Origin of the sequence: Vibrio crassostreae 9ZC13 (assembly GCF_000272045.2) — a bacterium.
In the GTDB taxonomy this organism is placed as follows: Bacteria; Pseudomonadota; Gammaproteobacteria; order Enterobacterales; family Vibrionaceae; genus Vibrio; species Vibrio crassostreae_C.
Genome location: NZ_AJYZ02000019.1, coordinates 2,099,880 through 2,121,199, shown reverse-complemented (window position 1 = coordinate 2,121,199; position 21,320 = coordinate 2,099,880). Strand labels below are relative to the sequence as shown.

17 protein-coding genes, 2 tRNA genes and 1 pseudogene are annotated in these 21,320 nt (G+C 42.7%); 11 read left to right on the top strand and 9 right to left on the bottom strand.

Annotation, left to right across the window (positions count from 1 at the left end):
- Positions 1 to 596, top strand: a pseudogene (locus A136_RS10585) (hypothetical protein); the annotation flags it as partial.
- Between the two features lie 43 nt (positions 597 to 639).
- On the opposite strand, the gene A136_RS10580 reads toward A136_RS10585, so the two are convergent.
- The gene (locus tag A136_RS10580) at positions 640 to 1,566 is read right to left on the bottom strand and encodes a LysR family transcriptional regulator (protein WP_029235316.1); all 927 of its coding nucleotides are present in this window, start codon (positions 1,564 to 1,566) and stop codon (positions 640 to 642) included.
- A 112-nt stretch (positions 1,567 to 1,678) separates the two neighbouring features.
- Here A136_RS10580 and A136_RS10575 point away from each other — a divergent pair, with 112 nt between their 5' ends.
- From A136_RS10575 to A136_RS10545, 7 genes are read left to right on the top strand one after another with little or no spacing between them, the layout of a single operon-like run.
- On the top strand, positions 1,679 to 2,167 hold the full coding sequence (locus A136_RS10575) for a TRAP transporter small permease (RefSeq protein ID WP_017065560.1): 489 nt from the start codon (positions 1,679 to 1,681) through the stop codon (positions 2,165 to 2,167).
- A complete protein-coding gene (locus A136_RS10570) occupies positions 2,164 to 3,462 on the top strand; it encodes a TRAP transporter large permease (protein WP_017065559.1) in 1,299 nt (432 codons plus the stop codon). The genes A136_RS10575 and A136_RS10570 overlap by 4 nt, the downstream gene beginning before the upstream one ends.
- A gap of 13 nt (positions 3,463 to 3,475) precedes the next feature.
- Complete coding sequence (gene dctP / locus A136_RS10565; RefSeq protein WP_017065558.1) at positions 3,476 to 4,501, top strand: TRAP transporter substrate-binding protein DctP; 1,026 nt, start codon at positions 3,476 to 3,478, stop codon at positions 4,499 to 4,501.
- A gap of 57 nt (positions 4,502 to 4,558) precedes the next feature.
- Positions 4,559 to 5,656, top strand: coding sequence for an NAD(P)/FAD-dependent oxidoreductase (locus A136_RS10560; RefSeq protein ID WP_017065557.1), 1,098 nt, complete (start codon positions 4,559 to 4,561; stop codon positions 5,654 to 5,656).
- Positions 5,640 to 5,936 carry a (2Fe-2S)-binding protein gene (locus tag A136_RS10555; RefSeq protein WP_017065556.1) on the top strand — a complete coding sequence of 99 codons (297 nt, stop codon included), beginning with the start codon at positions 5,640 to 5,642 and terminating at the stop codon, positions 5,934 to 5,936. The genes A136_RS10560 and A136_RS10555 overlap by 17 nt, the downstream gene beginning before the upstream one ends.
- Before the next feature lie 11 nt (positions 5,937 to 5,947).
- Positions 5,948 to 7,408: an NAD(P)/FAD-dependent oxidoreductase gene (locus A136_RS10550; RefSeq protein WP_017065555.1), complete on the top strand. Its 1,461-nt coding sequence runs from the start codon at positions 5,948 to 5,950 to the stop codon at positions 7,406 to 7,408.
- Positions 7,380 to 7,739, top strand: a complete 360-nt coding sequence (locus A136_RS10545) for a RidA family protein (protein ID WP_017065554.1) — start codon at positions 7,380 to 7,382, stop codon at positions 7,737 to 7,739. Before A136_RS10550 ends, A136_RS10545 begins: the two co-directional genes overlap by 29 nt.
- 108 nt (positions 7,740 to 7,847) lie before the next feature.
- Here the strand turns inward: A136_RS10545 and A136_RS10540 are convergent, their stop codons facing one another.
- The 5 genes from A136_RS10540 to A136_RS10520 all read right to left on the bottom strand — a co-directional run bounded on the left by A136_RS10540 (position 7,848) and on the right by A136_RS10520 (position 14,005).
- Positions 7,848 to 9,482: an FGGY-family carbohydrate kinase gene (locus A136_RS10540; RefSeq protein ID WP_017065553.1), complete on the bottom strand. Its 1,635-nt coding sequence runs from the start codon at positions 9,480 to 9,482 to the stop codon at positions 7,848 to 7,850.
- Between the two features lie 11 nt (positions 9,483 to 9,493).
- A complete protein-coding gene (locus A136_RS10535) occupies positions 9,494 to 10,453 on the bottom strand; it encodes an ABC transporter permease (protein WP_017065552.1) in 960 nt (319 codons plus the stop codon).
- Positions 10,453 to 11,451: an ABC transporter permease gene (locus A136_RS10530; protein ID WP_017065551.1), complete on the bottom strand. Its 999-nt coding sequence runs from the start codon at positions 11,449 to 11,451 to the stop codon at positions 10,453 to 10,455. The genes A136_RS10535 and A136_RS10530 overlap by 1 nt, the downstream gene beginning before the upstream one ends.
- Entirely contained in the window at positions 11,444 to 12,937 is a 1,494-nt protein-coding gene (locus A136_RS10525; protein WP_017065550.1) for a sugar ABC transporter ATP-binding protein, read from the bottom strand. The genes A136_RS10530 and A136_RS10525 overlap by 8 nt, the downstream gene beginning before the upstream one ends.
- A 93-nt stretch (positions 12,938 to 13,030) precedes the next feature.
- Positions 13,031 to 14,005, bottom strand: a complete 975-nt coding sequence (locus tag A136_RS10520) for an autoinducer 2 ABC transporter substrate-binding protein (protein WP_017065549.1) — start codon at positions 14,003 to 14,005, stop codon at positions 13,031 to 13,033.
- A gap of 725 nt (positions 14,006 to 14,730) precedes the next feature.
- On the opposite strand from A136_RS10520, the gene A136_RS10510 reads away from it, so the two are divergent.
- The 3 genes from A136_RS10510 to A136_RS10500 all read left to right on the top strand — a co-directional run bounded on the left by A136_RS10510 (position 14,731) and on the right by A136_RS10500 (position 18,448).
- Entirely contained in the window at positions 14,731 to 15,666 is a 936-nt protein-coding gene (locus A136_RS10510; protein WP_017065546.1) for a LysR family transcriptional regulator, read from the top strand.
- 192 nt (positions 15,667 to 15,858) lie between these two features.
- Positions 15,859 to 16,968 carry an NAD/NADP octopine/nopaline dehydrogenase family protein gene (locus A136_RS10505; RefSeq protein WP_017065545.1) on the top strand — a complete coding sequence of 370 codons (1,110 nt, stop codon included), beginning with the start codon at positions 15,859 to 15,861 and terminating at the stop codon, positions 16,966 to 16,968.
- Between the two features lie 73 nt (positions 16,969 to 17,041).
- A complete protein-coding gene (locus tag A136_RS10500; RefSeq protein WP_017065544.1) occupies positions 17,042 to 18,448 on the top strand; it encodes a YfcC family protein in 1,407 nt (468 codons plus the stop codon).
- A gap of 427 nt (positions 18,449 to 18,875) precedes the next feature.
- Here A136_RS10500 and A136_RS10495 read toward each other — a convergent pair whose 3' ends face one another.
- From A136_RS10495 to A136_RS10485, 3 genes are all read right to left on the bottom strand, one after another.
- The gene (locus A136_RS10495; protein WP_017065543.1) at positions 18,876 to 20,117 is read right to left on the bottom strand and encodes an integrase domain-containing protein; all 1,242 of its coding nucleotides are present in this window, start codon (positions 20,115 to 20,117) and stop codon (positions 18,876 to 18,878) included.
- A gap of 176 nt (positions 20,118 to 20,293) precedes the next feature.
- Positions 20,294 to 20,370: transfer RNA gene (locus tag A136_RS10490), tRNA-Val, on the bottom strand.
- 70 nt (positions 20,371 to 20,440) lie between these two features.
- Positions 20,441 to 20,517, bottom strand: a tRNA-Val gene (locus tag A136_RS10485).
- Positions 20,518 to 21,320: the final 803 nt, after the last annotated feature.

Sequence of the window (21,320 nt, the reverse complement as noted above, 5' to 3'; positions counted from 1 at the left end):
AAACATCACTTCACGCTACCCCTTATTCCATATGGGTTTTTCATGATCTTGCCCTGGGGCTAAGACCAATCACTTCAACATCCGAAATAAAAGACCAAGTGATCTATTATTTCATTGAAAGCACAGAAAGTATGACCAATAAAAAGAAGTATTTGGAAATGCTTCATTCGCACTATATTCAATCAACTAAGATATTTAATTTCAAATGGCTCGATGCCAAAGATATGGAACAAGCCTCTTGGTCTATTAAATACCTAACCGATAGCATATTTATAAGTAAGGCCTTAAATGAAATACCTGATATTGTATTTCAACAAAATGAATTCACAATCACTATTCCTGGTTTATTTCATTCAATTTATGGTATAGATGCAGAAAAAACATTGTTTTTTATTAAAATGAAAAAAGCCTGGGATCAGGTTAAATATAGAAAGAAAATAAAATCAAAAAATAAGACCACTATAAATCTCGTGATTAGCCAGGAGTCTAAAGAGAATTTAAAATCAATATCTGAATTTTATGAGCTGAACTTAAATGAAACATTTGAACGCATTATTTCAGAAGAGGCTAGAATGATAAAAGACATACCCACCTAAATAAGCATCCAGTATATCTATGGTCGTAAACAGATATATATCTCTAGAAATCATTTATATCAGACACAAATGCATCTACTGCTTGTCGGATATTTAAAGCAAAGACCTCAGCAAGCTTTGACATTGGTTTGTGAGCAGGTGTCAGTATTGCGTGATCATAAGCTATAGCTGGAGCAAAGGGGCGAAATACAACGTTCCCTTGATTTCCTTTATATAGTTTATAACTAGCGGCACTGATGGGGTCACAGATACAAGCACATAGCTGTTGTTCGACAAACTCAAAACCAGAGATGTAGTTCTGTAGCTCAAATCTAGGTCGATAAGTGACGTTATGTTCTTCAAATAACAGTCTTGTGTGTTCACTTGCTGAATGACGGGTAAACAGTGCTGCTAGGGGGACATTATCTAAGTCTTTTGGAGTAATGAGCGGTTTACTCGCTAAAGGGTGATCCTTGTGTAATGCACACACTCCCTCAAGCTGTATAGGTTCTACATGAAATGAATCTCTGTCCTTGGGCAGCTCTGAATAACCTATATCGTACTGCTGAGATGCAATCCAGTCTTGAACAATAGTAGAACTTCGCATCATCATGGATACTTCAACTTCAGGTCTGTCCTTTACATATTCAGCTATAACATGCGGCATAAAAAATAATGCGGCAGCGGGCATACAAGCAATACGTAACTTCCCTCTAGTGAGGTTTTTCACTTCTGCCATTAACTGAGTTGAACGAGTTAAACGTTCTAAAATCGCATCAGTTTCTTCCAACAAAAAATATGCTTCAGGGTTGGGGATTAAACGCCCCTTTTGTCGTTCAAAAAGTGTCAACCCTAGTTCCTTCTCAAGACCTACGATCATAGAGCTCACTGCAGGTTGAGTGCGGCATAAAGTTTTTGCAGCCACAGTCACCGATCCCGAACGCATTACAGCACGGAACGTTTCTAATTGTTTTATCGAAAGATTTCTCATAACACCCTATAAGTAAAATTTATGACTTTAGAGTAATTTTAAATTTGTTTTTATTGATTGTCACCAATAAAATAACCAAATAATTACAAATACAACAATAAGGAAACATACAGTGGAGCAAAAATTTCGATACTTGCTCACGGCCTTAATTGCATCAGTAGCTCTAATGCAATTTGTTCAGGTCGTGACACGATATATTTTTGAGGTCCCAATTATGGGACTCGAAGAATCAATGGTCATTCCTACAATCTGGCTATATATGCTTGGGGCAGTTAATGCTTCAAGAGAAGACTCTCAGATACGAGCAAATGTCTTAGAAATTTTCATCAAAAGTGAACGCGGGCACACAATTTTGGCACTAGTAGGCGAAATTATAAGTTTTATTATTTCGAGCTGGCTTACTTACTGGGCATGGGATTATGTCAAGTACGCTTGGCGCGTATGGAAAGAAAGCCCCACTCTCTATATCCCTACTTTTTATCATGAATGTTCCGTATTCATCGGACTTCTTCTGATCACACTTTTTATTGCCATACATATCGTAAAGCTGGTTAATCAACTTAGAACTCCATCGTCTTTCGTAAATAAGGTGAAACAATGATTGAAGTCGCTCTATTAGCCGTCTCAGTTTTAGTCATACTATTGACTCTCGGCGTTCCCCTTCCATTTTGTTTCGGCGGTGCACTGATGGTCATGAGTTTTGCCGGTGACATGTCGATGAAAGGCAACATGATGTGGGGCGCTGGGCAATTAATGAACCCCGTTTTGTTGGCTATTCCCCTGTTTGTATTGGCAGGAACCATAATGAGTAGAAGTGGAATCGCTGCTAGTCTATTAGGTTTTGTGAACGTATTTGTCGGTCATATACGTGGTGGGCTAGGTATCGTAGCTTCTGTTAGTTGCGCGATTATCGGGGCCATTTCTGGAAGCGGATTAACTGGTATTGCGGCTATCGGGCCACTACTTATCCCCGAGATGGAAAAACGAGGCTACCCGCGAGCTTATGCAACAGCACTCATTGCTAACTCGTCAATATTAGGTCTACTCATTCCGCCAAGCGTGACAATGATTGTTTATGGTTGGGTCACTGACACATCAATTCTGGCTTGTTTCCTCGCGACACTTGGTCCTGGATTGTTGGTTACGTTCAACTTTGCCGCAATCAATATGTTTATGGCTCGTAAGTTCCCACTTGTTTTAGATGACAAGCTGAGCTTACCAGAGATGTTTAAGAAAGCTTCTAGCCAAACATTTAACGCGGTGCCTGCTTTATTGATGCCGGTGATTATCCTTGGTGGTATTTATGGCGGCATTATGACTCCAACAGAAGCTGCGGCAGTTGCTGTTATCTATGCTGTTCCAGTCGGCTTTATGATCTATAAAGGATTGAGTTGGAAGACATTATTAGAATCCGGCAAAGAGTCTGCAACAGCGGTTGGATCTATCATGTTTATGATTTTATTCAGTCTAATTCTCAGCCAAATGTTTGTTGTAGAAGGAATCCCCCAACAATTAGTTGAAGCTATCTTCAATATTACTGATGACAAATTTTTATTACTAATTTTTATTAACCTGTTGTTGTTTGTCGTTGGTATGGTCGTGAACGATTTGACTGCAATCATTCTTATAGCGCCTTTGCTTTTGCCACTAATGACGGCAATTGGCATCAGCCCAATTCAATTTGCTGCAATCATGGGAGTCAATACCGCGATGGGCGGAGTGACCCCACCATATGCGTCAATCCTATACCTTGGTGCTCGCATTGGTAACGTAAAATTCTCTGAAGTTGTTGGGCCGGCAATGCTACTCATTTTATTTGGGTATCTACCTGTCGTAATTCTTACGTCTTTTTGGTCAGAATTATCTCTGTACCTCCCTACTATGTTTGGTTATTAAAAGGAAATTAACAATGTTAAAAACAAGTAAGTTAAAACCATTAAAAACAATAAAAAATGTCACTATGTTGGCATCACTTATGGCCGCCGCCCTAAGTACTTTCCCTGCACATGCTACAACGCTAAAAATCAGTCATGTACGCCCACAAGGTACCGTAGTTGATAATGACATCAAGCAGTTAAGCAACGATCTAAAAGCCTCGACAGATGGCGACCTTAAACTAAGAGTCTACGCTGCTAACGCTTTAGGTGATTACACGTTAGTACAGGAACGAATTTCAATTGGTGCAATTGATATGGCATTGCAACCAGCCTCCACATCTACCGACCGTAGAATGCAAATTGGTTTATTACCTTTCTTAGCAAACGATTGGCAAGAAGCTCAAAACATCTACGGTTCCAATGCGCCAGTACGTGAAGCAATGGAAGAGCTATTTGCTAAACAAGATATAACATTGCTCGCAGCATACCCTGTTTACTTTGGAGGCATTTCGTTAAACCGTAATGCAGTTGGTGCTGGTGACCCCGATGTAACCAAAGGTATTAAGCTTCGTGTACCACCGATCAAGAGTTTCCAGTTATTAGCAGATAACGTCGGCTATATTGGTTCACCCCTACCTTTTTCAGAAGCTTTTACGGCAGTACAAACTGGTGTAGTTGATGGTGTTATTGGTTCTGGAGCTGAAGGCTATTACGCTTCGTTCCGTGATGTAACAAAAACCTATATTCCTCTCAATACCCACTTCGAAATCTGGTACCTGATGATCAATTCTGAGCGCTTAGAAGATCTCGATGAAGCAGAGAGAGCAGCTCTCAAAACAGCCGCAGCTCAATTTGAAAACCGTCGTTGGGGCGCTGCACAACTAGACCAGAAAGCCAATGAACAAAAACTGGTAGAAGCTGGTGCAACAATCATAGAAATGACTCCAAGTCAGTTGAGCAAAACAGCTAACAAAGTACGCGCTACAGTATGGCCTCAAATTATTGACGATATCGGTTCTGATTGGAGCCAGCCAATCTTAGACAAAGCGCTTAATTAAGAAACACCAACCAAAGGGGGCACCCCTGCCCCCTCAACGAAAGCATAAGAGAATGTTATGAAACCGGAATATATTGTTGTCGGTGGCGGAATTGTGGGTTGCGCACTAGCTTATGGCCTTCTTAAAGCGGGTCATCAGGTAACAGTACTGGATGGCGGCGACCTCGATCATCGTGCATCTCGTGGCAATTTTGGCTTGGTTTGGTTGTCGAGTAAAGGGCTCGACGCACCTCACTATGCAGCATGGACTCGCCGATCTGTAAAGTTATGGAAAGAGCTCGCAGAAGAATTAGAAAACGTTACCGGACATAAGCTTAACCTAGTGCAAGAAGGGGGATACGATTTCCACTTCTGTGAAGAAGAATTAACGGCTAAAGCTAAGCAGTATGAGCACCTACGTAAGCAATTGAATAGCGACCATCCATATGAAATTTGGGATCGCAAACGCCTAATACAGGAGGAGCCCGAAATTGGCCCTGACGTCGTAGGTGCAATTTACGGAGCAGAAGATGGTCATGTCAATCCATTGAAGTTACTCAATGCGTATACTGCCGCGATCCAAAAGCTCGGTGCTAATTTAATTACTGGAACGAATGTGTCTGATATTAACCAAGATAAGTCGGGAACGTTTCAAGTCACGTTAGAAGATGGGAGGATTTATTCTAGCGACAAAGTTGTTTTGTCTGCAGGTTTAGGAGCAGCTCAATTAGGCCCAAAACTCAACTTCAAAGCATTAGTCTCTCCTCAAAAAGGGCAAGTTTTAATCACTGAAAAGCTCCCGAAAAAGATGAAGCGCCCCTCCGGTATTATTCGTCAGGTAGATGAAGGTGGTATCCAGATAGGAGACTCTAAGGAAAATGCTGGATTTGACAACAATGACACCATCGAAACTACAGCTGCTATAGCTGAGCGAGCGATTGCTGTTTATCCATTTTTAGAGCACACCAGGCTAATTCGAAGTTGGGGTGCGACTCGGATCGTTTCACCTGATGGCCTGCCAATATATCAACAATCAAAAACACATCCAGGTGCTTACCTGGTAAGTTGCCACAGCGGTATTACACTAGCCGCAGTTCATAGTTATTTGTTACCGCATTGGCTTGAGCAATCTACTAACGCACCAGATTTGGAGGTATTCAGTGAAGACAGATTCTAGATTCCAACGACTTGCCTCGGATAAAGAGAAAACATCAATTCAGTTTGAATGGGAAGGTCAATATTACATGGCGTATGACGGAGATACCATCGCTGCAGCATTGCTAGCAGCAACGGTAGATCATACTCGTATAACGCCTCAATCCGGCTCACCAAGAGCACCGTTTTGTATGATGGGTAGTTGCTTTGAGTGCCGCGTTGAAGTCGATGGAGAACCTAACGTTCAAGCTTGCATGAATTTGATTAAAGACGGCATGAAAATTCGCCGACAAACAATGTAATAGGAGGTTTCATGCTGGAACAATCAAACATGAATTTTGATGTGTGTGTGATCGGAGCTGGGCCTGCAGGAATGGCAGCAGCAGTTCAATGCTCTATGGCGGGAGCAAATGTCATGGTTATCGACGAACAAGCTCGTCCAGGAGGCCAAATTTATAGAGCCATACAAGAATCAGGTCACCCACACGGACATATCTTCGGGCCAGATTATTTAAGAGGTGCCGAACTCGTTAAAACTTTTAACCAAGCTAACATCTCTTATTTCTCTGGCGCTACGCTATGGCGAATTGATTCAGACAACGCGGTTTATTGGAGTCGCGATGGGAAAGCTCAAAAAGCGACCGCGAAGAAAATCATCATAGCAACGGGGGCGATTGAGAGACCATTCCCATTCTCAGGTTGGACACTACCAGGGGTGATGACTGCAGGGGCTTGCCAGATCATGATGAAAACATCAGGCATTGTCCCTAAAGATGCAATCTTGGTTGGAACAGGTCCCCTTCTCTACCTGCTCGCCGTACAGATGAACGATGCCGGCGCTACACCGAAGGCCATTGTCGATACTCAGCAAAGCGCTAGTTACTTTAAAGCAGCCGGATATTGGTTGAATGCATGGCAAGGACGCAATTACATAGCCAAAGGCTTAACGCTCCTTTCCAAGATTCATAAGCTTGGGATCAAGCGTTATACATCATCTACTCACATTGAAGCACTAGGTAGCCAACGTTTAGAAGGTTTAACCTTTCAAAGCTCAGGAAGAACCGTCGAACTTAAAGGTGAAACTGTCTTAGCACATATTGGAGTGATTCCTAACGTCCAACTCACTCGCGCTATGGGGTTGGAACATGTTTGGGATTCATTACAAGTTTGCTGGAAGCCTAAGTTAGACAGTAACAACATGAGTTCACGTTACGGTGTCTTTGTTGCTGGCGACAACGGGGGCATTGGAGGAGCACTCGTTGCAGAATTACAAGGGGAGCTCGTCGCACAAAATACTCTGCAAGATCTTGAGCTTAACGGTAATCTCATAACTAAAAATAACGATAACCCCATAAAAGCAATAATAAACAAAGAGCTATCGGTACGACCGTTTCTTGATGCGCTGTACACCCCACCGAAGCAAGCCCTCACCCCCAGCGACCAAACGATCGTTTGTCGGTGTGAAGAAGTAACAGCAAAACAAATCCGCGATCACGTAGATCAGGGAACCTGTGGGATTAATCAAATAAAAACGTTCACTCGTTGTGGCATGGGCCCGTGTCAAGGACGCCATTGCGGCTCAACGGTGGCCCATATTATTAGTGACAAAGTCGGAATTTCAATGGAAAAAGTAGGCTACTACCGACTACGCAATCCTATTAAACCATTGAAACTTGGAGAGCTAGCAAGTCTCACCCCAGCAAAGAGTTCATTTATTAAAAAGTATAACAAAGGAAATACTAAGTATGAGCAAGATACAGAGACTGTATACTAATCAACGTATGAGTAAAATTGTAACCCACAGCGACACAGTATATTTATGTGGTCAAGTCGGAGTCCGTGGTACAAGCGTTACGGAGCAAACAAGAGAAGCGCTTACGAGAGTAGAAAGCCTTCTTATAGAAGCAGGAAGTGATTGTCAGCATGTTTTACAGGTCACAGTATGGCTAGCTGACATGAGTGATTTCAATGAAATGAATGCAGTATGGGATGAATGGTTTGATGAAGGGTTCGCACCTGCGCGCGCTTGTGGCGAAGCGAAACTCGCTAGCCCTGAACTCAAAGTCGAGCTACTTGTGACTGCAGCACGCAAAACCAATATTTAAAATTTGTAGCGATTATCCACCGGTGAAGTCCATATGTTAACGGTCTAGTTATTGAACTAGACCGTTAACAGAACCATAAATTACATTTTGAAATATATGAGGGCTTGTCTAAAACTCCCCCATTAAGCGTTTGTACTCCACGTCATCTTCATACATCTTGTGAAATACTTTATATTTCGCGTCATAGAACCGCTTAATCTTTTCAGTTTGTGGCATTACACTCTTACTGATGCGACTCATGGCATTCATAGCGTCTGGGATATCACTGTAGAAGTCAGCGGCGACAGAGCCGAGCATTGCAGAGCCCAACAATACGGCTTCGCTTTCTTCAGGCAACAAAATCATACAGCCAGTGGCGTTAGCATGTTCCTGTAAGAAGACACTATTCTTAGTACCACCGCCGCAAGCCATAATGGTATCAATCTCGTATCCAGCTTCGTTCATCACTTCAATGATATGACGTGTACCTAAAGCAATACCTTGTAACGTTGCAAGATATTGCATCGCCATATCATCAATGGTTTTCGACATTTTAAGGCCAGTAATAGTGCCAGTTAAATGAGGATTAGCACGTGGAGAACGGTTGCCATGGAAGTAAGGCAACACATGGATATCTTTCGTCAAAAAAGCTATATCTTCTTTGCTACCAGCAAGTTCTAACAAACGGTTATTAAGCAATTGATAGATGGTTTGACCCAATTTATCAGCCTGCTCTTTAGCTCTGTCATAGATTGGATGTGAAGTAATAATGTGGTCAATCAAAGCACCAGTTGCTGATTGCCCACCCTCATTAAGCCAGTACCCAGGTATCATTGCACCGTAGTATGCCCCCCAAACTCCATCGATAAAACGTGCCGTTTTTGATGCAGCCATATGGCAAGAAGAGGTTCCACCAATCAAAGCCAAACGTTTATTGAAATCCGCTTTTTCACCCGTCATCCCCGCAGCACCTAATACTCCTATACCACCAGCATGTGCATCGATGATTGAGGTACCAACGGCTGTTCCGGCCACCAGGCCGAGATCATCCGCCGCATGAACCGTTAGTCCATCCCCGACAGGCTGACCCATTGGTAAAATACGATCGCCAATTGATTGCGCGTTATCTTCAAGTAAGTCTTCTAAACCTATCAGTTCAAAGAAACTCTTATCCCACTTACTTTCGTGACCAAGGTAAGTCCATTTACATACAGTTGAACAAAGCGATCGACTAGCATCAAAGGTAGCTTTCCAAGTCAGAAAATCTGGTAAGTCAAAGAAATAGCCTGCTTTAGACCATGTATTGGGCATATTTTGTTTTAGCCATAATAGCTTTGGTGTTTGCATTTCTGGCGAAATACGGTTGCCAACGTATGCCAACACTGGGTGTTCAGTAGTGTTGATACGATCTGCTTGTGTGATAGCACGGTGATCCATCCACATCACAATATTCTGTTCACTACGACCAGTTGGGCTAACTGTTAAAGGTTCTCCTTTGTTGTCCAATACAACAAGCGAGCATGTAGCATCAAAACCAATGCCTTTTACTTGAATAGGATCGATGTTCGCTTGTGAAACGGCGTCTTTTACTGCCAAACACACACACTGCCAAATATTTTCTGAAGATTGCTCAACGAAGTCTGCTTGCGGCTTAAACATTTGGGTATCGCGTTTCGCTTCACCGACTTTACGCCCATGAGCATCGAATACGCCAGCTCTTGCACTACCACTGCCTACGTCAACACCGATAAAATAAATACTCATATCCTTCCCCGTTAAGCCTTATTTTTTTGTAAGAAGATAAATAGGATCAAGATGCCGCCCCACAGCGCCATAGTGAGATAGCTGCTCACTCCCAGTAAATTAAGACCGCTTTCTAACGTTTGCAGTACAATCAATGCTAAGCCAATACCAATAATGCGTCCAAAACCACCATCTGGATTGATGCCACCGAGCACTGAGGCCAAAATCGCAATTAATAGATAAGACTCTCCATAACCAGCTTTAGCTGAGTTGAATTTTGCCATCATTACAATTGCGGCCGCCCAACATAGAATTGAAGAGAGCGCATATACATACAGTGTGGCTTTTTGAGTATTGATGCCTGAGAATCGTGTGGCTTTCTCGTTAGAACCCATCAAGTAAATCGTGCGGCCAAGACTTGTATGCTCAAGTAAAGCCCACAAACCAATCGCAAAACCGACAAACAAGATAAGTGGCATAGGGATGCCCATTAACGAGCCATTACCTAAAACCAACAGTGCTTCAGGGAATCCTGAGATTACGCTGCCACCTGAGATAAGGACATTAAGGCCATTGATCAACGTCATCATGCCCAAAGTAGCAAGAATTGGAGAGACTCCAACGTAAGCGATTAATGCTCCGTTAAGAAGGCCAATTACTACTGCTGTAATCAGACCACCCGCCAGTGCTAATACCAACATTGCAAAGCTATCTGGTGCTTGGGTTATGATGCTCGCCATAACTAAGCCACATGCATTAGTAGTAGCGATGATTGATAGGTTAATACCACCAGTCAACATACATACTGCCATTGCCAATGCGAGTAAACCTAATAGCGGCATTTGCGATGACATCGATTGTAAGTTGCCGATTGAGAAAAATGCTTGACCGCTGGTAAAGCCCATCACCGCCAAAATACCAACTAAAATAACCAACAAGTAACGAATGTTCTTATCCGTTGGCAGCTTTAAACTATTTAGAACCTGTTCCATTATGCCCCCTGCGCTGCTTGTTTTTTCTCATTAATCGCGGTCATGCTGATACTGCAAACAATAATCAAACCCGTCACAACGGTGTGCCAGTAAGAAGGCACGCTCAATAGTGTTAAACCGTTTTTCACCACCGCTAACAAAATCACACCTAAAATCACACCGAATAAGGTTCCTTTGCCTCCCGTCATACTCGTTCCACCAAGTACTACAGCCGCAAGCACAGTAAGCTCAAAACCCATTAAAGAGTTTGGCGCCACCGATTGAGTAATTTGTGTTTGAACTACTGACGCAATACCCGCTAGCGCTCCCATGTAACCATACACAAACAAATTGATGCCAAAGAGGTTTATACCGATACGGCTCGCGGCATCAGCATTACCACCCACAGCGTATATTTGACGGCCTAAACGTGTTTTCGACATTAAAAACGACGTTAGCGCAATCATGGCAATTAAAGTCAGAATTGGCAGTGACAAGCCATAGTCATAACCATCGCTTCCAGTGAAGCTAAATAACTCAACACCGTCCATAAACCAATCAGGGAAACCATATAGCCACTCGCCATTACTAAAATAAATCAGTAGGCCGAAGAACAGGTTCAACGTGGAAATGGTTATGATAATCGCCGGTACTTTGAGCTTATAAACCAATGCTGCGTTAATCATACCCAATAACACACCAACCAATGCGGCAATACCAAAGGCAATCATAAAGTTACCGCCAATACTTAGAATGTATGTGGCCGCAACATATTGGGCAATTGCTGCCGTGGCGGGAAATGAAATATCAATCCCACCAGCAATAAGTACTACAAATAGACCACAAGCCATAATGCCAAGTAACGCCGAGCTTACTGACATATCGAAGATATTACCTAACGTAAGAAAATCTTCTGATGCCGCGGTCAGTACCGCTACAATCAATACGATCATAACGGAGAGATAGAATTCGTGACGTTTGCTAAACGAAGCCAATTGGCGCTTAAATTTATTATGCATTGACGGCCTCCATGATTTGTTGCTCTGAGCAATTAGTCGGTTGGAAGTCATGGGTAAAACGTCCTTCTTTCATCACAATCACTCGGTGACTGTTGTAAAATACTTCAGGGATTTCATCACTCACCATGATGATCGCCATACCACTTGCAGCAAGGTCTTTGGCAATGTTGTAGATGGCTTCTTTGTTAGCAACATCAACACCGACGGTCGGTGAGTCAAGGATCAGAACTTCTGGCTCTGCTGCGATCCACTTGGCAATCGAAATGCGCTGCGCGTTACCACCAGAAAGGCTAGTAACAGGCAATTTTGGATCTGCGACTTTGATTGATAGTGATGAGATAAGCTTTGCCACTAGCTTGTTGGCTTTAAGATGGTCCAGTACACCCGATGGCTTTTGTAGACGCTTTAGCACCGAAGCAGTAATGTTGTCTTGAATCGACTGGTCCATGACTAACCCAGTTGACATGCGGTCTTCTGATACATAACCAATCCCTTGTGCGATCGCATCACGATTGGAGCTAAACGACGTCGGTTGACCGTTAATTAGGATCTCGCCGCTGTCAGGCTTATTCATTCCAAATAATGCCATGCAAAGCTCGGTACGACCCGCTCCAAGTAATCCAGTAATGGAGACGATTTCACCAGCACGAACCGACAGCGATACATCGTGATATTGACCTTGTTTAGTCAGTTTTTTTACTTCTAGCTTCACATCACCTTGTTGTTGGTATGGCGCTAAAGGCGAAAATTCAAAACGTTGACCTGTCATTAAAAATGCCAACTCGTCGCTATCCACTTCATCGGCTTGATAGGTACCAATGGTACGGCCATCACGGATAACGGTAATGCGATCAGAGATCTCCATCACTTCGTCGAGTTTGTGGCTAACAAAAACAACGGTAACACCTTTCGATTTGAGATCCGCAACAACTTCGATCAGGTGATTGACCTCAGTACGAGTTAACGATGCGGTTGGCTCGTCCATGATCATTAGCTTGGCGTCAGACGCCATAGCTCGACAAATTGCAACCAATTGACACTCTGCAATCGAAAGTTGCTCTACACGCTTATCCAATGCTAGCTTCACGCCGACTTTCGCCATTGCTTTAATCGCAATCTCTTCGATACGTTTTTGCTGAACTAATCCCTTTGTCCACTCAACATGATCTTGAATAGCTATGTTTTCTGCGACGGTAAGGTTAGGGAAAAGCGACAAGTCTTGATAAATAACTTGAATGCCATGTTCAATTGATTGTTGCGGATTTAAGCGTGGATATTTTTTACCTTCAAGTAGAATTTCAGCACCTTTTTCCGGCGCATGGACACCCGAAATCACTTTGAACAATGTGCTTTTACCACAGCCATTCTTTCCAGCTAAACAGTGTACTTCGCCTTGGTTGAAGGTTAGGTTAATACCATCCAAGGCTTTCACAGAGCCAAAATGTTTTGACACCTTCTTGAGGGTAATGAAAGGAGTACCAGACATATGAATTTCCATAAATCATGGGGTAGAATTGCACTACCCCGAAGTTATTACTTGTTATCAGTAAAACATTAACGAACTTGTCAAAGTTAACGCTTAGAAACCAAGTTGACGTGCGTTTGTTTTATCGACTTCAAGGATCTTATTAAATTTCACTACACGTTTTTCAGTATCGATTTCAGCATCACCCAAACCTTTAACGTTTACGCCATCTGTTACTGCTTTGCCATCAAGCATTTGTTTTGCAACAGCAACCATCGCATAACCAGCATCGGCAGGGTTCCACAAGTATCCTTTATCAATCTCGCCGCGCATCAAGTAAGGTGCAGCTTGGCTTGGCATTAAGATGCCTACAACACTGATCTTATCTTTAGCTCGTTTCTTCTTAATCGCTTCCCCAGCACCAATACCACCTAGAGAACCATAAGAAACAATACCTGCCATATCAGGGTGAGCCTTCATCAAGTCGTTGGTCGCTGCGTATGATTGATCGATACTTTCAGCAACAGGCATGCGGCTGGTCACTTCATACATTTCTGGGTAAGTTTGCTTTTGGTAATCTATTGCTAAATTTGCCCAGTTGTTATGTAACGGCACAGTAAGTGAACCTACGTAAACAGCGTATCCACCTTTCTCACCCATGTTTTTTGCAAGCTCATCCATGGTCACTTTTGCATAGGATTGGTTATCAATAGTTTCGATATCCCAATCAGCTCCGTGCCCGTCCGGAGATTCGTGAGTTAAAACGATAATGCCCTTCTCACGTGCCTTCTTGAATACCGGCTCAAGAACCGTTACATCATTTGGCACAACAGTAATTGCATCGACACCTTTAGCAATCAAGTCTTCAATAATTTTTACTTGTTGTGCTGGATCTGGTGTAGAAGGACCAAGTTGGCGTGCGTTAACACCAAAGTCAGTTGCTGCTTGTTCAATACCTTTGTTCATTTGGTTAAACCAAGGAATACCAGATACTTTAACGACGTTTACAATTTCATAGTCTTTAGCGTGTGCACCTGCAGCAGCAAGAGCAATAGTTAGTGCAGCAGCTTTTAGTAATACCTTTTTCATGTCCATCAATCCTTTTTTATTATGTGTAGGGTTCAATAAAATTGACGAATACATGTTATCTCACAGTTCAATACAAAAATTACCACGCACAACCAAACCGTGACACAGACACAGTAACGTTAATTTTGACGATCGATAATATTAATAAATAGTTAAAATCAAGCGTCGAGGTATTTAAAGAACGAAAAAATACGAAATAAGAAACAATTTCATAACAAAAACACAACGAAATATCTTCATGTTTTGGCATGGAGAATGTCAGATAGAGGGTCAGATTTCAGCGGCGAATATTAATGAGTGTTTTATTGGTAAAAACCAGACAATGGTCACTACGTATGAGGCGGAGATTCGATATATCTTATATGGAGAGATAACTATTGCGGGAACCGTGTTATTGAGAATTGATAAATACACTTAAGGGGTGTAATTAAATAACGAATGCAACTACTCCTACTTTCTCTACTAGCTTCAGTGCTTCTGCTTTAAATTAAGGGGAACGTTTAATTGTAGTTTTCTTGGTTGTCATTGTTCACCTCTTTCGCGATTGTACTCACTTAACTCGATGTCCAAAAAGTGCTGGGGCGGATCACTGTTTAAAGCGACTTTTAGTTGAGCTTTATTCACTTTAAACTTGCCAAGAAATTGTTGATTACTCATTACAGCTCAAGGTATTCCACTAGAGCTTCTGGTAATTTCATCGATTCCTGTATCCAGAGCTGTATGTAATGAAGCTAACCCAACTCAATGCTTTTAAAGCCATTGTTGAATGTCAAACCGTCACTGCCGCGGCAGAGCGCTTATCGCTTAGTCAATCCGCCGTCAGTCGACTATTAGCCAATTTAGAACAAAGAATTGGCTTTCAACTTTTTACTCGTAAACGAAATCGCTTGGAGCTTAGTAATGAGGGAGAAGCCTTCTATATTGAAGTATCCAAAGTCTTTGATGCTGTATCAAGTCTCGATCACGCTGCGCATTCAATTCGCTCGCGCCATTTCGGGACACTGAATATTGCTGCGATGCCTCTTCTCTCAAACGCCTTTTTGCCAAGAATCTTGGCGGTCTTTTTAAAGCAAGCGCCTAAAGTCAAAGTCGGGTTTAAAACATATCGTTCCGAAGAGGTGATTCAGCGGGTTCAAAGTCAAACAACAGACATTGGCTTTGCGTTTATTGATGATCACCTCGCGGGTGTAAAGGCACAAAAAGTAGAATGCGAATGCGTTTGTCTTATCCCCTCCGATTCGCCACTGGCCAAACGCTCGGTCATAGACATCTACGATATTGCGGGTCAAGTGCTCATCCGCCACGAAAAGGATATTACTCAGAGAAGAGTCGATGCATTGTTACGTCGCTATGACCTATCAACGATTGAGCAAATCGAAGTCTCACTGGCAAGCACCGCTGCAACCTTAGTTCGAGAAGGTGTCGGGATCGCGATCACTGATCCATTTACCGCTTACATGGAAAGCGAGCACCCAAAGGTCGTAATGAAACCACTTGTATTCGGCCTGCCGTTTGAATTTGATATCCTCTACCCTTCGTTAAAGCCCATTCACCGAAATGCGGAACAGTTCATTGAGCAATTCATGTTACAAGCTGACGCGATGAATATTCAGCTCAAAATTGGGCCAATGCGAAACCTCAGTGAATATGATTCTGAGTAAGTTCACAATTACAGAGATGCCAGACTACTTTGGTGAAATCAATTTATACTAATAAAGTCAATACCTTGAGATAACACCAGCCTCTCATCATTCCTTTTTTGCATACTAGTCTCCAGCTTAGTCATTGGCGACGAATATGCCTTCTTCCTTAAGCTCTCAACCAGAAAAACAAAAATCAATAAGGAAGAAATTATGAAAACGCGCGTCTCTGTGATTGGCTCCGGTAATGCTGGATTAACAGCGGCCTATCACTTTACCCTACAAGATGCTGATGTCTGCCTCTATGGCTCGCCAGGTTTTGACCATCCTCTGGCAGACATAGAACAACGAGGAGGGATCTGTGCACTTGAAAGCTTTAATGACGTTGAACTGACTTACAGTGGCTTTCAGGCGTGTGACAAAATCAGCCGCGATTTGGCAGAGACAGTCTCATATGCCGACTTACTCGTCTTACCGGTCCCATCATTTGCGCAAGAGCCACTCTTTACTCAAATGCTGCCTCATTTACGTGATGGCCAAATCATCATGCTTATGCCAGGGAATTATGGCTCATTAGCGCTAAATCAAATTAAAAATGAACAAGGGTTTGCCCATTTAGATATCACTTTTGTTGACGCAATTTCGATTCCCTGGGCAACTCGAATTGTTGGGCCTGCAGAGATCGCTATTTTAGGTATGAAAGAGCACCTTCCTGTCGCCGCTTATCCTGCAGATCGCACGGAAGAGGCTATTGCAGCCTTACAAGCTGTGATGCCTTTACCTCTAACAAGGCTTCGTAATGTCATTGAAGCCGGATTAGAAAACATCAACTTTGGCGGACATCCATTACTAACAACACTCAATATTGGCTTACTAGAAAACTTCGATGGCCAATTCAATTACTACAAAGATTGCTGCTCAGTTTCAACAGCAAAAGCGGCAGCAGTAATGGAGTCAGAGCGTCAATCCATAGGCAAAGCGCTAGGATTACAACTGTTGCCTGAGCTTCAAGCAATGAATGCCCTTTACGGTATGAAATGTGAAAGTGTTTATGAGGTTAACCGCACTTCAGAAACCCACGGCAAACTGAACAGCGCACCCAACTCAGCCAGCAACCGATACATCACGGAAGATGCCGCTTACCTTCTCGTCCCTTGTTACGAGCTCGGTAAACTGGTCGGTATTGACACACCTATGGTGACATCTTGTCTGCACATCGACAATGCGTATAACGAGACCAATTATTTCGAATCTGGAAGAACATTAAAAAAAATGGGACTTGGCGATATGTCCGCTCAACAAATCATGGAATTCGTTAGCTAACGTGAAGGAACAGCTTTTGGGCTAAATCCGACCAATGGGGCTTCGGCCCCATAAGAAATAAAAGGACATCGTAATGACAAAATTTAAATTCCCTTCTGCCTACACAATTTTGATGATACTGACCGTACTAATGGCCATTTTAACTTGGGTTATACCGGCCGGTCAGTACCAGATGGAAACCAATGAAACACTAGGCCGTATGGTGCCAATGGTTGGTACGTATCAAACCGTTGATTCAAACCCTCAAGGTATCGTCGATATTTTAATGGCACCAATTCAAGGCTTCTATGACCCAGGTAGTTACGTGGCGCGTGCAGTGGACGTCGCCCTATTTGTATTGGTTATCGGTGGATTTTTGGCTGTAGTAACCCAAACCGGCGCGATTGATGCAGGCATCGCCGGAACCATGAAACGCCTATCAGGTCGCGAGAAATGGATGATCCCTATTCTAATGGGGTTGTTTGCGCTGGGTGGTACCGTTTACGGCATGGCGGAAGAAACTATTCCTTTTTACGCACTGCTGATACCTGTAATGATCGCAGCAGGTTACGACAGTATCGTTGGCGTTGCTATTATCATGGTTGGTGCTGGTATTGGTTGTTTAGGCTCTACTATTAACCCTTTTGCGACTGTCATTGCCTCTAACGCAGCTGAAATCAATTTTATGGAGGGCTTTGCTCTGCGCGCCGTGATCCTTGTTCTTGGTTGGATCGTTTGTGTTATCTATGTAATGCGCTATGCAGAAAAAGTGAAAAACAACCCAGAGCTTTCAATCGTCGCTCACCAGAAAGAGTCAAACTTAGAATATTTCCTACACAGTAAAAAGCAAGAAACACCAGAGCTAAACAACACACGTAAAGCGGTACTGGCTATCTTCGGTTTAACTTTCGCCATTATGATGTGGGGCGTATCCGCGGCAGGATGGTGGATGGCTGAACTCTCCGCTCTATTTCTTGGCTCAAGCATTCTTGTTGGCTTCGTTGGCCGGATGTCAGAAGTTGAAATTACCGACAGTTTTGTAAACGGAGCGCGCGATCTTCTGGGAGTAGCCCTGATCATCGCTATTGCTCGTGGCCTTGTGGTCGTCATGGATAACGGCAACATAACCCACACCATTTTGCATTACGCGGAAGGCTTATTAGGCGGGTTAAACGAAATCGCATTCATCAATGCTATCTACTGGGTAGAAGCCGTTATGTGTTTGGTCGTTCCCTCTTCTTCAGGGCTTGCGGTACTCTCAATGCCAGTTCTTGCCCCACTCGCGGATTTTGCTGGTGTTGGCCGTGAACTGGTTGTCACTGCCTACCAATCTGCCTCTGGTTTACCAAACCTTGTGACACCGACATCGGGCGTGGTGATGGGCGGTCTAGCCATTGGGCGAGTCGCTTACTCATCTTGGCTAAAATTCATTGGTCCATTGCTTGGCGTACTTTGTACCATGGTCATGATTCTTCTAAGTATTGGCGTTGTGATCAGCTAATCTGGCTGAAGTATACACCCAACAGCAACGTCAATTAGCTGTAGATTAAAGTTCATCTCGGGGCTGGCTATCCCCTTTAGAGGTGAACTTTGTTTATTCAGCCATTAATGAATAGTGACAAAATTGCATATTGAGTTGCTGATAGATTGATTTAACGCAGTCTTACGAAAGAGAAACGGCGTTAAGGTGCTCTGCTCCCTCCAGTAGAACTGGACACTTCACTAAGCAATTTTCCGATACCAAAAGTCATTCGAATTTTTCTAGTTTAAGTGATTAATGTAAGAATATTTTGTCCAGTTTTGAGTCACGATGCCAACGGAATTTGTGTACGATTTCATCGTGACTTATCAGCAAAGTTGTCAGAACAAGTATGAGCTAGTGCGCTTAAAATGTGTGAGCTATACGTTGCTTTTTCACTCCCATGCAACTAACCCACAACCTTAAGGCTCTTTTTACCACTCATCGACAAGCTTCCCGTTGCAGCCTCTTCAATATGATCACTCCACCACGCCATGAGAACTTTACGACGTTCAAGGTAATCAGTACGGTTGTATGCGCTTCTTACCTTATCTCTATCGACATGAGAAAGTGCAGCTTCAATAATGTCTGGATCAAAGTTCTGTTCATTTAGAGTGGTACTAGCTAATGCGCGTAAGCCATGAGACGTTTGCCTGCCCTTCATGCCCATTCTTACTAATGCCTTATTTGCTGTCTCTTTATTGATGTGATTTTTGTTACTTTTATCAGCAGGGAAAAGGTATTCACTATCACCCGTGATGAAATCAATGGTTTCCAATAGATCTAGAGTTTGTTTTGTTAAAGGGACAGTATGCACTCTTCCCTTTTTCATTCGTTCAGCAGGAATGACCCAAAGCATCTTTTCTCTGTCAATTTCATCCCAACGTGCACCAGCAGTTTCAGCTGGCCTTGTCATGGTGTGAAGTTGCCATTCTAGCAAGCAGCGAGTGATGGGTTTAATGGATGCGTAGTTGATTGTTTTGAGAAGCTCTGGAAGCTCATCAGGGGCTAACGAAGCTTGGTTGGTTACCTTAGCAGTCTCAAATGCTTTACCAATGCCAGCAAGCTTGTTGTGTTCAATCACACCCGTGTTGACTGCAAAGGTCATTATCTCATTGAGGTTACGACACAAACGCCCTACTGTTTCTAATTTACCTTGATTCGCAATGGGTTTAATTGTTTTTATCGCTTGTGGTGCCGTAATGTCACCAAGGGGGAACTTACCAAGATCAGGTAAGAGGTACTTCTCAATTCGTTGCTTTAGCTTCTTAGCCGTTTGCTCTTTGACGCTTGTTCTTTTCACTTCAATCCAGTCATCAAATACCGACTGTAACGTATTCGCCAATTCTAACTGTTTTTCTCTGAGAGTCGTATCACGGTGCTCTTTCGGGTCAATACCATCAGCGAGTAGTTCTCTTGCCTCAATCGCTTTGGTTCTTGCTTTGGCTAGTGAGACGTCAGGGTACTTACCTAAGGCTAGGTTCAAGCGCTTTCGTGAAATGGGATGATAGTAAGAGAAACGCCATAGTTTTGTTCCTATAGGCTTAATCTTCAATGATAATCCATCACCGTCACCTAAATTATATTCTTTCTCTTTAGGCTTTGCTTGTTTGATTTGAGTTGCCGTTAAAGGCTGTACTTTTTTCGCCATCGTAACCCCCTGAAGTAACCTCGAAATTGCTTAGATCTTAAAAGACTACTTCAGAGATTACTTTAAACGGTGGATTTTACGGGACCTCTTGGGACCAAAAAATGGCTAAGAGCCTGATAAAACAAGGAATTACAGGCACAAAAAAGCCCACACTAGGTGGGCTCTTTCGTATAATGTGGTGCCCGCTACTGGACTCGAACCAGTGACACCTTGCATGTCATGCAAGTACTCTAACCAACTGAGCTAAGCGGGCGATGTTCTAATTTCTTATTACTACCATTGTGACAAACTCAATAGTTATGCAATAAAAACTAAAGAAGGAATGGTGCGTCCGAGTGAACTCGAATCACCGACCCCCGCCATGTCAAGGCGGTACTCTAACCAACTGAGCTACGGACGCATTCCCTTAGAACGCCAACGATGATATCCATGATAAACAGATGGTGCAAGTATTAACTGGCATCTTGCGATTCGTTTGCTCACTTTGCAATCAAAGACATAACAACATGTCGATTTTACACCCAGATTATCGTCAAACCGCTGAAAAACAAAGTTTAGTTAGAAAAAATTCTAATCCTTGATGACAACCAATTAACTAACCTAATGTGTTCAATTTGGGATTTTTGTTATCTATACCGTTTTTCTTGGCCTTTACAGTAACCATACAGGTATAGATCAATGCCTATATTTAGTGTCAAAAATTTTGCTTGCCCACTGGGTTACCGTAGTATTTTGATCATTATAAGTGAAAGGCACGCAGAGGCTTTGTAACTCACTGAAATACATCATTCATAAAAATCACCACGATTTTGTAATCGTCGTCATCGAATTACTAGGCCGCAATGACTAAATTCGGATTTTTCATATAAAGTGGCCGGGTTATTACCAACATACATAAATACGATAGCACTCTATAGTCGAAAAACATCAGCTACAATTAATCTCCCTCAAGAGCAACAATCTATAAGCAATTCAAAACCCAACCCCACACATCATAGCTATTTTGAATACATACAGCACAGTAATACATAATGAAATTTGCATAATGGTAAAGCGCGCCTATATTCATAACCTGTAGGAATCAATAATCTAAATTCAATGCTATACGTGAATTTATGGTTTGCGATAAATACAAGTGTGAAAAATAGGGAATAAATTATGAAAAAATCACATATCGCCATTGCAGTGGTGAGCATACTATCG